This is a genomic window from Sulfurisoma sediminicola (assembly GCF_003865015.1).
Lineage (GTDB): Bacteria > Pseudomonadota > Gammaproteobacteria > Burkholderiales > Rhodocyclaceae > Sulfurisoma > Sulfurisoma sediminicola.
Genome location: NZ_BHVV01000006.1, coordinates 446,710 through 459,706, shown reverse-complemented (window position 1 = coordinate 459,706; position 12,997 = coordinate 446,710). Strand labels below are relative to the sequence as shown.

Sequence of the window (12,997 nt, the reverse complement as noted above, 5' to 3'; positions counted from 1 at the left end):
GGAACCTAGCGCTGAAACAGGGACACCGATGTAAGCCACCCAGCAATGATCAGGGGCTCTCAAGGCCCCAGCCTTGAATGGCGGCGCCGAGTTCGACAGCTTGCCGGCGCGATAGAAGTGGAGCAAAGCGGCCCAGAAGCCCGTTCAGCGGAGACGTTGAACGGGCTTCTTGCATTGGCGATCCGGACTCGTTATGTCGCATAATGTGTATTATGTAAACTATTATCTTCGCTGTATTCCCGATTGCTTGCGATCACCACGATCACCGACGGCAGGTGCGCACGCCTCTCGCGCCAAGCGCTACCCTAGCTCGATCCCTTGCGAGCCGAGTTGACCACCAGCTTGACCGGGATGTCGCGACCGGCGAGGTCACCTTCAAGCTTCTCTGGCGCCCGCAGCTCGATGCGTTCGGCAGGTGCGCCGGCTGAACGCAGGCCGGCCACGATGGCTTCGCCTCGAGTCTTCCCGAGTTCGACCAAGTGCTGCTCGGCGACGACCTCTTTCTCACGCAGGCGCAGGAAGAGCTCGGCATGGAAGTTGGCCCCCTTCAGGCGTGCCACCTCGTCGTTGCCCAGCGTGCGCTGCTCCCGCACCAGACTCGCCAGCCGCGAAACCATCTTGCCGGCGGCACCTTCCTCGAGTTGCCCCGGATTGGCACGGCGGAAGCCGTCCTTTAGGGCAGCGAGCTCGCCACCGCCGAAGCGCTCGGCAAAGAGGCTCTCAAGTGCGGCCTGAACCTTGGGTTGCCCCGTGGAAAGCGGGCCGGGGTCACTCTGCCCCTCAACGCCCTGCCCGCTCCGAACCGCCACCGCCTGCCGCAACTGCAGGTCCTGCAGGGCGATGCGGTCCGCCGGCGCGTAGGTGCCATGCACCCCAAGCCCGAGACCCGGCCGCTTGTTGAGCGCGCCGGCCAGCCGCACGAGCTTCTCCTGTTCGGGTGGCGTCAGCTTCCGGCTGCCGGCCTCGAAGGCGATGCTGTCGAACTGTTCGCCGCCGCCGAACAGTGCACCCAGGGCGCGGAACGGCGCGGTAACGATCTTGGTGAGTACGTTGACGATCGCCTTCCAGACGATCTGGCCGTAGCTGAACTGCGGATCGTCGAGGCTCCCGGAAACCGGCAGCCCAAGATCGATGCGGCCGTCCGAGTCCTGCAGGATGGCGATCGCCAAGTCGAGCGGCAGGTTCTGGGCTCCCGGGGTGTCAACACGCTCGCCCAGCACCAGCTTCTCCATCACAACCTTGTTGTCGCCCTGCAGCTGTCGCTTGGCTATCTTGTACTCGAGGTCGAGCGAGAGTTTGCCCGAATCGATCTTGCGTCCGGCGAAGGTGGCCGTGTAGGGCGTGAGTCGCGTCATCTCGACGTTGCGGAACACGACCTTGAGGTCGGTGAAGTCGCCCGGCTTGAACACGTTGATCTGTCCCACGACCCGGGCCAGGCCGTAGTCGTCGACCTGACCGTCGATCTCGACCTGTCCAGGCGCCCCGGGACGCGACGACAGACCGTTGATCGCGCCATTGAGCTTCACGATGCGCGTGGCGAAGGGAAGCACCAGCGAATGATCGGCGAAATCCATCTCGCCATCCGTGACGCGCAGGCGCTCGATGCTGATTGCGAAGTCCGGCACCTTCGCTTCGGCCAGCGCGGCGGGCGGCGGCTCCGGCGCCTTCACCTCGGCCACAACGGCCGGCGTCGCTGGAGCCTCCGCTGCCGGCGGCTTCTTCATGATCTTGGCGACATTCACCGACTTGTCCTTCTCGATCACGAGGTTGGTGTCGAGGCCGTCAAGGACCAGGTCACCGATGTCGAGTCGCGCCGGCGTCACCTGCAAATTTCCGGTCCGCAAGGCCTTCCATGCAACGAATACCCGGTCGCTGCCGCCTTCGTTGACACGCAGGTCGCGCACGGCGAAGCCACCGCGATAAGCGGGGCCGCGCGCACCGTAGGTCGCTCGCCCCTCGGTCGAAACGGCTCCGCCGCGCAGGTCGACGGTCGTCGTCGCCGAGACGTAGGGTTGCGCCAGCTTGAGCGCCAGGTCGCTGAGTTTGACCTGGATGTCGGCGACGAACGGTACGGGTGCGACTATTCCCCTGGCTTCGAAGCGGCCGCCGTCGCGTGCCCTGAACGAGGCTGTGAGCGGCCGCGGCGCCTTCAGGTCTTCGCTGATGCCCTCGATCGACGCGCCGACTTCCTCGATCGCGATCTCCGCCGGGGGCGTGAGGGTCTCGTCACGAAAGCTGGCCGCGAACCCGGCCACTTCGGCTTTCTCGATGCGGTAGCGCCAGGACGGAGCGCCCCCCTCCCCTTCGGCGCCAACGGGCGCTCCTCTGGCGCGCCACTGCAGGAACTTCTTCAACCCCTCGATCACATTGACGCGACCGGATGCCGCGCGCACGGCGCGGATGCGCCCGTCGCCGAGGAGCGCATGTCCCAGCATCGCCGTGCGTTGGCCGAGATCCACGCGGACATCGCTAAGCGCGAGATTGCCGAGCTGAACCGATTTCGCCTCCTTGGCGCCGAACTCGAGTTCGATGTTGCCGAGGGCGAGACTGCCCAGGGTCGCCGTCGCCTTCGACTGCACCACGCCGACTTGGCCATCGCGCGCCTCGATGGTTTCGACCGTCACCGCCGACCCGCCGTCCTCGTCGCGCTGCAGGCGCAGGCCCGTAACCTTGGCACCGACCCGGTCGAGGACGAAGTCAAGCTTTTCGCCGCTCTGGGTGACGCGGTAGTCGGCCGCGAGCTGGACCTTGCCCTGCGGCGGCGCGATCGGCAGGACGTCGCCCACCAGCGGTGCCAGGCGCGAAAGATCGACGTCGGCGACGCTGATGTGGCCGGCCAGGGCAAGGGGATTGAGGATGATCCGGCCTTCCCATTCCAGCTTCTCGCCGACGCCCGTGCGTGCCGCGAGGCGGAGGCTGCCCTGCGCGTTCGGCAGCGTCGAAAGGTCCTTCAGTTCGATGTCGATGGGCTCGATGCGGCGCGTGAAACCGCCGGGCGTGCGCTGGTCGGCCACTTCCAACCTTCCGGCGACGAGCACGAAGGAACGGATTTCCAGACGCGGCAGCGGCTCGTCGGGTTTGTCTTCCTTGCTCTTCAGCGCGGCGAGGAAGGCGGACCAGTTGAGCTTGTCGCCGGAGCGTTCAATCAGTGCGGCGGACAGGCCTTCGAGGCGGACGGCATCGAACACCCAGGCGCGGCGCACAATGCTGGCCGACGAGAGGTCAAGCTCCAGTTCGCGGAACGCCAGCAGCGGGGCACCACCGGGTTCCTGCAGCGCGAAATTCCGAAGCCGGAGACGCAACTCGAAGGGGTTGAATTCGGGCGCATCGAGCCGCAGCCGGTGGCCGGTCTTCTCGGCAACGAAACGTATCGCCTGCGACTGCAGAAGCGGCGGCAGCGCGAGCCAGGCGAACAACAGCCAGACAATCGACAGGCCGGCGACGACGGCAAGGGAAATCTTGAGCTTGCGCGGGATGTGCTTGATCACGGTGATCGACTGCCGGCGGGTTTCAAGTCTCGAGGTGCCGACATTCTTGCCGAATCGGCGGCCGAAAGCCAGCGCCGTGCCGCGGCTTCCTAGTGGGTTGCTTTCTTCCCCGGCGAGGGCAGCGGCAGCACCGGAATCCCCTCCTCCAGGAGTTCCAGCGTGTCGGCAATGGTGGCTTGTCCGCGAATGCTGCGTTCTGCGGCTTCGTGGTAGTGGATGCGGCGCGCCTCCTCGGGAAAGCGCGTGCCGACGTCCTCGGCTTCGGCCGACATCTTGGCGATGGTCTGGGCCAAAGCCGCGGCTATGTCGGGGGACGACGCCTCCGCGGGGGACGCGCGGCGAACATGCGGGGCGCTCGGGAGACGGCTGACGTCCGTATCCTGGCAATGCGGACAGGCGACCAGACGGGTGGCGGCCTGTGCCTCGAATATCTCCGCAGAGGCGAACCAGGCTTCGAAACGGTGCCCTGCACTGCAGATGAGGTTGAGCACGATCATGGATTGCACGGGTACCGATGCACGAGCACGTCGCCGCGATCGACGCAGGTGGCAGTGGTGCCCGGAACCGGAATCGAACCGGTACGGCTTGCGCCGAGGGATTTTAAGTCCCTTGTGTCTACCAATTTCACCATCCGGGCTCAGGCATCAGTTTGCCGGAATCGGCGCAATGTGCGGGAGGAGAAATCTCTGGAGGCGCGGGCCGGAATCGAACCGACGTAGACGGCTTTGCAGGCCGCTGCATAACCACTTTGCTACCGCGCCATGCCCGTTACACGGGGCTCTGAAGCTAAAAGGGGGAAAGCAAAAAGCTTTCCCCCAGGATTCTGGAGCGGGAGAAGAGTCTCGAACTCTCGACCTATACCTTGGCAAGGTATCGCTCTACCAACTGAGCTACTCCCGCAGAACAGGCGCGAATTATATCGGCCTTTCGAATTGTGTCAACGCGGGGCGCAATTTTTTATCGATTCACTCGCCCTCGCCGTTCCTGCCTGTCCGCGCAAGGATCTCCGGCCATGCCATTCGCATGTAATAGACCATCGACCACAGCGTGAGCACGGCGGCGACGTAGATCAGCCAGGTGCCGGCCAGCTCCGGGTCGAGCACACCGAGCGGATCATGATAGAGCAGCAGCGGAATCGCGATCATCTGCGCGGTGGTCTTGAGCTTGCCGAGGAAGGAGACGGCGACGCTCTTCGAGGCACCGATGCTGGCCATCCATTCACGCAACGCGGAAATGGTGATTTCGCGACCGATGATGATGAAGGCGACGATGGCATCCACGCGGCCGAGCTTGAGCAGCACCACGAGTGCGGCTGCGACCATGAGTTTGTCGGCCACCGGGTCGAGGAAGGCGCCGAAGGAAGTCATTTGCCCGAGCTTGCGCGCGAGCCAGCCGTCGAACCAGTCCGTCACCGCGGCGACGACGAAGAACACCGTCGCCAGCTGGTTTTGCCGGGCAGGTACCAGCCAGTCGGCCGGCAGGTAGAAGACGCAGACGAATAGCGGGATCAGCAGGATGCGCGCCCATGTCAGCAGGTTCGGAATGTTGAGCGGCATCTTCAGCTTGAATGAAGTTGTTGGTGGATCTCTTCGGCCAGCTTGCGGCTGATGCCATCGACGCGGCACAGGTCTTCGATCGTGGCACCCATCACGCCAGCGAGCCCGCCGAACTGCGCCAGCAACTTGCGCCGCCGCACCGGTCCGATGCCGGCGACGTCCTCGAGCTTGGAGCGCCCGCGATCCTTGGCGCGCCGCGCCCGATGTCCGGCAATGGCGAAACGATGGGCCTCGTCGCGGATTTCCTGGATCAGGTGGAAGCCGGGGTGGTCCGGGGACAATTGTAGCGGCTCGTTCGGGCGCGTGTCGCGGAACAGCGTCTCCGCGCCCGGCTTGCGTTCCTCGCCCTTGGCGACGCCGACGCTGGGCAGGAAGGCCAGGCCCAGTTCGCCCAACACCTCGCGCGCCACGCCGTGTTGGCCCTTGCCGCCGTCGATCAGGATCAGGTCCGGCGCGGCCGCCTCGCCGCTGGCGACCTTCTCGTAGCGCCTTGTGAGCGCCTGGCGCATCGCGGCGTAGTCGTCGCCGGGCTCGATGCCGGCGATGTTGAAGCGGCGGTAGTCGGACTTTTTCATCGCGCCATCGACGCAGACGACGCAGGAGGCGACCGTGCCCTCCCCCATGGTGTGGCTGATGTCGAAGCATTCGATCCGAGCCGGTGGCTCGGCGAGGCCCAGCGCCTCGGTCAACGCATCCAGTCTGGCGCCAGCGCGGCTCTTGCTGCGCCGGCGCGTCTCGATGGCGAGGCGGGCGTTGTTCTCGGCCATCGCCAGCCAGGCGCGCTCCATCTCGTTGCGGGCGGCGGCGGTGGCGAGTGGCTTGCCCTCCCCCGTCCAGGCCCCTTCCTCCGCGATGGCCTCGAGGCAATCGGCGCCGACGATGAGCCGCGCCGGAGGCGGGTGCGCGGCATAGTGCTGACCGATGAAGGCGGCCAGCGCCTCCGCTGGCGTGGCGCCCGCCTCGCCCCTGGGGAAGAAGGCGCGGTCGCCGAGGTGCAGGCCGCCACGGACCATCGCGAGGTTCACGCAAAGCTCGCCATGAACGCAGGCGACCGCAAGCACATCGACGTCCTCGCCGCGCGTCGAGCTCACGTATTGGCGGTGCAGCACCGCCTGCAGCGCGCGGACCTGGTCGCGCATGGCGGCCGCCTCCTCGAAGCGCAGGGCGGCGGCGGCCGTCTCCATCGCCGCTGTCAGTTTCTCGACGACTTCGCCGTGGCGGCCGCGCAGGAACAATTCGGCCATGCGCACGTCGGCGGCATAATCCGTGGCCGAAATCAGGCCGACGCAGGGAGCCTTGCAGCGCTGTATCTGGTGCATCAGGCAGGGCCGCGAGCGGTGGGCGAATACGGCGTTCTCGCAGGTCCGCAGGAGAAAGGTCTTCTGCAGCAGCTGGATGCTTTCGCGCACCGCGTAGCCATTCGGGAAGGGCCCGAAGTAACGCGACTTGCGGTCGAAGGCGCCGCGGTGGAACGCTAGCCGCGGAAATTCCTCGCCCGAAAGACAGATGTAAGGGTAGGACTTGTCGTCGCGAAAGAGGATGTTGTACTTCGGCGCGAGCTTCTTGATCAGCGTGTTCTCGAGGATCAGTGCCTCGGCCTCGGAACGCGTCGCCGTGGTCTCGACCGTGGCCACCTGTTGCAGCATCAAGGCGATGCGCGGACTCTGGCCGGTCTTCTGGAAATACGAAGCGACTCGGCGCCTGAGGTTCTTCGCCTTGCCGACGTAGAGCACCGCACCCCCGGCATCGAGCATGCGATAGACCCCCGGCGCCTCGGTCAGTGTCGCCAGGAACTCCCCGGGGTCAAACGCAGCGGTCGAGTTCGTCGCGGATGGCTTGGAAGACATCGTGGAAGCCGGCGCAGGTGAGGCGCCGCGTCTGCGTGTTGTAGCGGCTGCAGTGGTAGGAATCGATCAACAGCCTGCCGTCGGGAAGGACATGGCGCGCACCATGGGCGAAGGGCAGCGCCGCCTGCTTCAACCCCGTCGCCATCAGCACCGCCTTGTGCGCCACCTGCCCCAGCGCCAGGATCACACGAACATCGGGCGCGGTCGCCAATTCCGCCGCGAGATATTGATTACAGGCGCGGATCTCGGCCGGCTCGGGCTTGTTTGCGGGCGGCAGGCACTTGACCGCATTGGTGATGCGGCAGTCGCTGAGCAGGAGATCGTCGTCGGCCGCCTCGGAAACCGGCCGGGAACCGAAGCCGAAGCGGTGCAACGTCTCGTAGAGCAGGATGCCGGCGTAGTCGCCGGTAAAGGGCCGTCCGGTGCGGTTGGCGCCATGCATGCCGGGGGCGAGGCCGACGATCAGCAGCCGCGCATGCGGGTCGCCGAAGGGCGGCACGGGGCGGGCGAAATAGCCGGGATTTGCACCGCGGACTTCGACCAGGAATCCAGACAGGCGCGGACAGACGGTGCATTCTTCGAGCATTCGGCTAGGATACCGCATGCCCGTTTCCTGCGATCTCTTCTGCGCCGTCGTCGACAATCTCGGCGATGCCGGCGTCTGCTGGCGGCTCGCCCGCCAGCTCGCGGCAGAGCGTGGCTGGACGATGCGGCTGTGGATCGACGACACGGCGCCGCTGGCGTTGTTGCGGCCGGGTATCGATCCGCTGCAGGAACAACAGACGGTCGATGGCGTGGAAATCCGCCGCTGGAACGCGACGTTCCCCGCCACAACGCCGGCGCAGGTGGTGATCGAGGCCTTCGCCTGCGAACTGCCGCCCGCTTACGCGACCGCCATGGCCGGGCAGACGCGGCCACCGGTGTGGATCAACCTCGAATACCTCTCGGCCGAGGCTTGGGTCACCGGCTGCCACGGCCTTGGTTCGCCGCATCCACGCCTGCCGCTGATCAAGCATTTCTTCTTTCCCGGCTTCACTGCCGGCACCGGCGGCCTGATCCGCGAACGCTCTCTCACCGTGCCGCCAGCGCCGACTTTTCGAAGTCCCCTGACCATCTCGCTGTTCTGCTACGACAACCCGGCCCTGCCCCGCCTGCTCGACGCCTGGGCCGCCGGCAAGGAACCGCTGGAATGCCGCGTGGCCGAAGGCCTGCCGCGCCGCCAGGTCGAAGCCTGGCTCGGCGCAGCGTTCGCTGCCGGCGCAGAAGCGAGGTGCGGCAGCCTGAGGCTGTGTGCCCTGCCTTTCGTGGCCCAGCCGGAATACGATGCCGTGCTCGCCGGCTGCGACGTCAATTTCGTCCGTGGCGAGGACTCCTTCGTGCGGGCGCAGTGGGCCGAGCGGCCTTTCGCCTGGCAGATATATCCGCAGGCCGACAATGTCCATCACGGCAAGCTCGATGCCTTCCTCAATCTGTACAGCGAAGGACTCGACGGGCCAACGTCTTCAGGCGTGGCGCAATTCTGGCGGTCATGGAATGGCATGGGTGATGCGGGCGCTGCCTGGCCGGCGTTCCGCGCCGTGCTGCCGGCACTGGCGACCCATGCTCGAACCTGGGCGGCGCAGTTGCGGAATCAGGGCGACTTGGCCGGAAACCTGGCGGAATTCTGCGAAACCCGAATATAATGCGCGGTTTTCCAATTTGCCCCCTTGGGGGAACCGAGGCAACACACCATGAAAACCGCTCAGGAACTCCGCGTCGGCAACGTCATCATGGTCGGTAACGACCCGCTGGTGATCCAGAAAGCCGAGTACAACAAGGGTGGCCGCAGTTCGGCCGTGGTCAAGATGAAGTTCAAGAACTTGCTCACCGGCAACAACTCCGAGGCCGTCTACAAGGCCGACGACAAGTTCGAGCAGGTCGTGCCCGAGCGCAAGGAATGCACCTATTCCTACTTCGCCGACCCGATGTACGTGTTCGTGGACGCCGACTACAACCAGTACGAGGTCGAGGCCGAGAACATGGGCGATGCCGTCAGCTATCTTGACGATGGCATGCCGGTCGAGGTCGTGTTCTACGACGGCAAGGCGATTTCCGTCGAGATGCCGAACAGCGTCGTGCGCGAAGTCGAATACACCGAGCCCGCCGTCAAGGGCGACACTTCCGGCAAGGTGCTGAAGCCCGCCCGCATCAAACCCAGTGGTCTCGAAGTGATGGTTCCGATCTTCGTCGCCACCGGCGACAAGATCGAGATCGACACCCGCACCGGCGAGTACAAGAACCGCGTCAAGTAAGCCACAAGGCCTGGCGACACGAGGGGCGGCTGCGGCCGCCCCTTTGCATTTCTGCGGCGAGTTCCTAGCCCAGCCCCGGGCCGGGCACGATGCCGGCCAGGCGCGCAATGACCTGGTGGCCGGCGCGGCAGGTGATGTCGTCGCGCAGGTCGGCCCAGGCCATGGCCGGCTTATCCGGCAGCAGCCGGGCGATCCGCGCCGCCCGCACGGGGTCCGCCACCGGCTGCCAGCGCTCCAGCACTTCGCCGACCTTGTCCGGCGCGTTGCAGACCAGCAGCATGTCGACGCCGGCGCTCGCTGCGGCCTCAACGCGCTCGACGATGCCGCCGGCCACGCTGGCGCCCTCCATCGACAGGTCGTCGCTGAAGATCACGCCGTCGAAGCCGAACTCCTTGCGCAGCTTGGCGATCCACACCGGCGAAAACCCGGCCGGCCGCGCATCGACCTTGGGATAGATCACGTGCGCCGGCATCACGGCGTCGAGCTTGAGCCGGCGATAGGGCTCGAGGTCGGGCGCCATCTCCTCGAGCGTGCGCTCGTCGACGGGAATGGCGACATGCGAGTCGGCGGTCACCCAGCCATGGCCGGGAAAGTGCTTGCCGCAACAGGCCATGCCGGCATCGCGCATGCCGGCGATCAGGCCGCCGGCGAGTGCGATCACCGCCGCGGGATCGCGATGGAAGGCGCGATTGCCGATCACGCCGCTCGTGCCCCAGTCGAGGTCGAGCACGGGCGTGAATGACAGATCGACGCCGCGCGCACGCAGTTCGGCGGCGAGCAGGTAGCCGATCGCGCGCGCCGATTCGACCGCCGCCCGCGGCATCTTGTCCCACCATTCGCCCAGCGCATGCATCGCCGGCAAGGCGGCGAAGCCCTCGCGGAAGCGCTGCACCCGGCCACCCTCGTGATCGATCGCGATCAGCAATCGCGGTTGGCGCAGCGCGTGGATCTCCTCGCACAACCCCTGTAGCTGTTCCGGCGAGTCGTAGTTGCGGGTGAACAGGATCACGCCACCGACACGGGAATCGCGCATGCGGCTGCGGTCGAGTTCCGTCAGCGCCTTGCCGGCGATGTCGATCATCAGGGGTCCGAGAGGTGTCATCGTTGCTCCAGTATGACGAAGGCGACGGCGGCATCCGCCTCGTCGCTGATCGAAAGGTGGGCAGTCAGGCCGCGCTCCTGCATCCAAGAGGCGAGCGGCGGCAGGAAGACGAAATGCGGTTTGCCGGCGGCGTCATGAGTGATCTCCATGCGGGGCAGCAGCACCGGCGCACGGATGCCGATGCCGCAGGCCTTGCCCAGCGCCTCCTTGGCGGCGAAGCGCTTGGCGAGGAAGCGGGCCGGATCGCCGGCCGCGCGGCAGGCCGCGCGCTCGCCGGGCCCCAGCAGCTTCTCCAGCGCCCGCTCGCCGTGACTCGCCCACAGGTCGGCCATGCGCGCGACGGCGACGATGTCGGTGCCGATGCCGAAGATCACGGCCTTGACCTCATCCGCGCTGCCGCGCCTCGAGCATGAGCCGCTTCATCTCGCGGATGGCGTTCTGCCAGCCCATGAAGATGGCGTCGGCGACGAGGGCATGGCCGATGTTGAGCTCGGCGATCTCGGGCATCGCGGCGATCGGCCCGACATTGGCGAAGTTGAGGCCGTGGCCGGCATTGACCTTGAGGCCGATGCGGGTACCGCGCACCACGGCCGCGCGGATGCGTTCGAGTTCGTGCGCTGCGGCCTCACCGGCCAGGTCGGCGTAGTGCCCCGTGTGAATTTCGATCACCGGCGCGCCGACCTCCTTTGCGGCCTCGATCTGCGCCGGATCGGCGTCGATGAAAAGCGAAACGCGGACACCGGCCAACGCCAACCGCTGCGTCGCATGCCGCACGCGCTCGAAGGCCCCGGCGACCTCGAGCCCCCCCTCGGTCGTCAATTCCTCGCGCTTTTCCGGCACAAGGCAGGCATCGTGCGGACGAATGCGGCAGGCGATTTCGATCATTTCATCGGTGACGGCGCACTCGAGATTCATCCGCGTCGTCAGGCGGCCGCGCAGGACCTCGACGTCACGGTCCTGGATGTGCCGCCTGTCCTCGCGCAAATGCAGCGTGATCGCGTCTGCGCCGGCCTGCTCGGCCAGCAAGGCGGCCTGGATTGGATCCGGGTAGGCAGTGCCGCGAGCCTGGCGCAGGGTCGCGACGTGGTCGATATTGACACCGAGTTCGATCACAGCTCGTTCAACTCCATGAAGACGCGCCGAGACTGCAGCGCCTGGCCACCGAGATAATGGCCGAACAATTGTCGCATCAGTTGCTTGCTTTCGACCGCCGTTCGCGGATCGCGATAGTCGTCGACGGCAATGTCGAGCAGGGTCTTGCCGCGATAAGTGATCGCCTCGCTGCTCTCGCCCGCCGCAACGGCGCCGCGCTCGATCTGATAGACGTAGCGCTCCTCGGGCCGCAGGGGCTGGCCGCTGACGGCATCACGCTCCAGGCTCAGCCCATAACCGAGTTCCCGCAGCAGCGCCTTCTCGAAGCGGCGCAGTTCGCTGACATCGGCATCGGTCGCCAGAACGCCCAGCGTCGCCGCGTAGATGTCGAACAGCGCCGGATGGGCATCCTCGCGCGGCAGCAGCTTGAGCAGCAGCTCATTCAGGTAATAGCCGAGCAGCAGGCTGCGGCCGCTCGGCAACGGCAGCCCGCCCATCCATTCGGCCTTGGCCAGGGTCTTGACCTCGCCGCCGCCGTGCCAGCCGAGTTCCAGCGGCTGGAAGGCGAGCAGGACGCCGCGCAGGGCCGAACGTGGACGCCTGGCGCCACGCGCCAGCAGCGCCAAGCGGCCATGGTCGCGCGCAAACACGTCGATGATCAGGCTGGTCTCGCTATAGGGGTGGGCGTGCAGGAGGAAGGCCTGTGCGCCGTCGACCCGCTGACGCACGGTCATTCGTAGCCCAGCGACTTCAGCGCGCGTTCGTCGTCGGCCCAGCCGCCCTTGACCTTGACCCAGGTCTCGAGCCAGACCTTGCCACCGAAGAGGCGCTCCATGTCGGCGCGAGCATCGCTCGAGATGCGCTTGAGGCGTTCGCCGCCCTTGCCGATGACGATGGCCTTGTAACCCTCGCGGTCGACGACGATGGCGGCATAGATGCGGCGCAAGGCGCCCTCCTCCTCGAACTTCTCGATCTCGACTGTCAGGCCGTAGGGCAACTCTTCGCCGAGGTTGCGGAACAGCTTTTCGCGCAGCAGTTCTGCGGCGAGAAAGCGTTCTGAACGGTCGGTGATGTCGTCGGCGTCGAAGAATGGCGGCGACTCCGGCAGGTACTTCCCGGCCGTCGCCAGCAGTTCGGCGGTTCCGTGCCCCTTCTCGGCGCTCAGGGGAATGATTTCGGCGAAGTCGTATTCGCGGCTGACGCTGTCGATAAAGGGCAGCAGGCGCGACTTGTCGGCCAATCGGTCGATCTTGTTGATCACCAGCAGCACCTTGCGGTCGGACGGCAGCAACCTGAGGATTTCCTTCTCGCCCGGCCCCCAGCGCCCTGCCTCGATGACGAACAGCACGACGTCCACGTCCGCCAGCGCCTGGGTCACGCTGCGGTTCATGATGCGGTTGAGCGCGTTGCGGTGCGCCGTCTGGAAACCGGGCGTATCGACGAAGATGTACTGGCAGGCGTCGGTGGTGAGGATGCCGTGAATGCGGTGGCGCGTCGTCTGCGCCTTCTTCGAGGTGATGCTGACCTTGGCGCCGACGAGTCGGTTGGTCAGGGTGGACTTGCCGACATTGGGCCGGCCGATCACGGCCAGCGTGCCGCAACGAAAGCTCGTTTCGCTCAT

General features: G+C 66.2%; 12 protein-coding genes and 3 tRNA genes. 2 read left to right on the top strand and 13 right to left on the bottom strand.

Features of this window, described 5'->3' with window-relative positions; genetic code table 11:
* Positions 1-305: 305 nt before the first annotated feature.
* The 8 genes from EJE94_RS11120 to EJE94_RS11085 all read right to left on the bottom strand — a co-directional run bounded on the left by EJE94_RS11120 (position 306) and on the right by EJE94_RS11085 (position 7,477).
* The gene (locus tag EJE94_RS11120) at positions 306-3,488 is read right to left on the bottom strand and encodes a DUF748 domain-containing protein (RefSeq protein ID WP_165904812.1); all 3,183 of its coding nucleotides are present in this window, start codon (positions 3,486-3,488) and stop codon (positions 306-308) included.
* A gap of 89 nt (positions 3,489-3,577) precedes the next feature.
* A complete protein-coding gene (locus EJE94_RS11115; RefSeq protein WP_121242229.1) occupies positions 3,578-3,985 on the bottom strand; it encodes a DUF1178 family protein in 408 nt (135 codons plus the stop codon).
* 55 nt (positions 3,986-4,040) lie between these two features.
* Positions 4,041-4,125 (bottom strand) — tRNA-Leu (locus tag EJE94_RS11110).
* A gap of 50 nt (positions 4,126-4,175) precedes the next feature.
* Positions 4,176-4,249, bottom strand: a tRNA-Cys gene (locus EJE94_RS11105).
* A gap of 63 nt (positions 4,250-4,312) precedes the next feature.
* Positions 4,313-4,388: transfer RNA gene (locus tag EJE94_RS11100), tRNA-Gly, on the bottom strand.
* Between the two features lie 65 nt (positions 4,389-4,453).
* Positions 4,454-5,044, bottom strand: coding sequence for a CDP-diacylglycerol--glycerol-3-phosphate 3-phosphatidyltransferase (gene pgsA, locus EJE94_RS11095; protein WP_121241462.1), 591 nt, complete (start codon positions 5,042-5,044; stop codon positions 4,454-4,456).
* A 2-nt stretch (positions 5,045-5,046) separates the two neighbouring features.
* The gene (uvrC, locus tag EJE94_RS11090) at positions 5,047-6,891 is read right to left on the bottom strand and encodes an excinuclease ABC subunit UvrC (protein WP_121241460.1); all 1,845 of its coding nucleotides are present in this window, start codon (positions 6,889-6,891) and stop codon (positions 5,047-5,049) included.
* A complete protein-coding gene (locus EJE94_RS11085; protein WP_121241458.1) occupies positions 6,848-7,477 on the bottom strand; it encodes a uracil-DNA glycosylase in 630 nt (209 codons plus the stop codon). Before EJE94_RS11085 ends, uvrC begins: the two co-directional genes overlap by 44 nt.
* A gap of 16 nt (positions 7,478-7,493) precedes the next feature.
* Here EJE94_RS11085 and earP point away from each other — a divergent pair, with 16 nt between their 5' ends.
* Together earP and efp are read left to right on the top strand one after the other, a co-directional pair.
* Positions 7,494-8,573, top strand: coding sequence for an elongation factor P maturation arginine rhamnosyltransferase EarP (earP, locus tag EJE94_RS11080; protein WP_121241456.1), 1,080 nt, complete (start codon positions 7,494-7,496; stop codon positions 8,571-8,573).
* 48 nt (positions 8,574-8,621) lie between these two features.
* A complete protein-coding gene (efp, locus tag EJE94_RS11075; RefSeq protein WP_121241453.1) occupies positions 8,622-9,182 on the top strand; it encodes an elongation factor P in 561 nt (186 codons plus the stop codon).
* 64 nt (positions 9,183-9,246) lie between these two features.
* On the opposite strand, the gene nagZ is transcribed toward efp, so the two are convergent.
* The 5 genes from nagZ to era are packed head-to-tail and all read right to left on the bottom strand — an operon-like array spanning position 9,247 to position 12,997.
* Complete coding sequence (gene nagZ / locus EJE94_RS11070; protein ID WP_121241451.1) at positions 9,247-10,284, bottom strand: beta-N-acetylhexosaminidase; 1,038 nt, start codon at positions 10,282-10,284, stop codon at positions 9,247-9,249.
* On the bottom strand, positions 10,281-10,658 hold the full coding sequence (gene acpS / locus EJE94_RS11065) for a holo-ACP synthase (protein WP_121241449.1): 378 nt from the start codon (positions 10,656-10,658) through the stop codon (positions 10,281-10,283). Before acpS ends, nagZ begins: the two co-directional genes overlap by 4 nt.
* A gap of 10 nt (positions 10,659-10,668) precedes the next feature.
* Positions 10,669-11,397 (bottom strand): pyridoxine 5'-phosphate synthase, encoded by a 729-nt coding sequence (gene pdxJ / locus EJE94_RS11060; protein WP_121241447.1) that lies wholly within the window; start codon positions 11,395-11,397, stop codon positions 10,669-10,671.
* Entirely contained in the window at positions 11,394-12,110 is a 717-nt protein-coding gene (gene recO / locus EJE94_RS11055) for a DNA repair protein RecO (protein WP_121241445.1), read from the bottom strand. Before recO ends, pdxJ begins: the two co-directional genes overlap by 4 nt.
* Positions 12,107-12,997, bottom strand: a complete 891-nt coding sequence (era, locus tag EJE94_RS11050) for a GTPase Era (protein ID WP_121241443.1) — start codon at positions 12,995-12,997, stop codon at positions 12,107-12,109. The genes recO and era overlap by 4 nt, the downstream gene beginning before the upstream one ends.

Coding starts and splice junctions, on each gene's coding strand:
- EJE94_RS11115 (WP_121242229.1), bottom strand. CDS start 3,985: ATGATCGTGCTCAACCTCATCTGCAGTGCAGGGCACCGTTTCGAAGCC.
- pgsA (WP_121241462.1), bottom strand. CDS start 5,044: ATGCCGCTCAACATTCCGAACCTGCTGACATGGGCGCGCATCCTGCTG.
- uvrC (WP_121241460.1), bottom strand. CDS start 6,891: ATGTCTTCCAAGCCATCCGCGACGAACTCGACCGCTGCGTTTGACCCC.
- EJE94_RS11085 (WP_121241458.1), bottom strand. CDS start 7,477: ATGCTCGAAGAATGCACCGTCTGTCCGCGCCTGTCTGGATTCCTGGTC.
- earP (WP_121241456.1), top strand. CDS start 7,494: ATGCCCGTTTCCTGCGATCTCTTCTGCGCCGTCGTCGACAATCTCGGC.
- efp (WP_121241453.1), top strand. CDS start 8,622: ATGAAAACCGCTCAGGAACTCCGCGTCGGCAACGTCATCATGGTCGGT.
- nagZ (WP_121241451.1), bottom strand. CDS start 10,284: ATGACACCTCTCGGACCCCTGATGATCGACATCGCCGGCAAGGCGCTG.
- recO (WP_121241445.1), bottom strand. CDS start 12,110: ATGACCGTGCGTCAGCGGGTCGACGGCGCACAGGCCTTCCTCCTGCAC.
- era (WP_121241443.1), bottom strand. CDS start 12,997: ATGAGCGAAACGAGCTTTCGTTGCGGCACGCTGGCCGTGATCGGCCGG.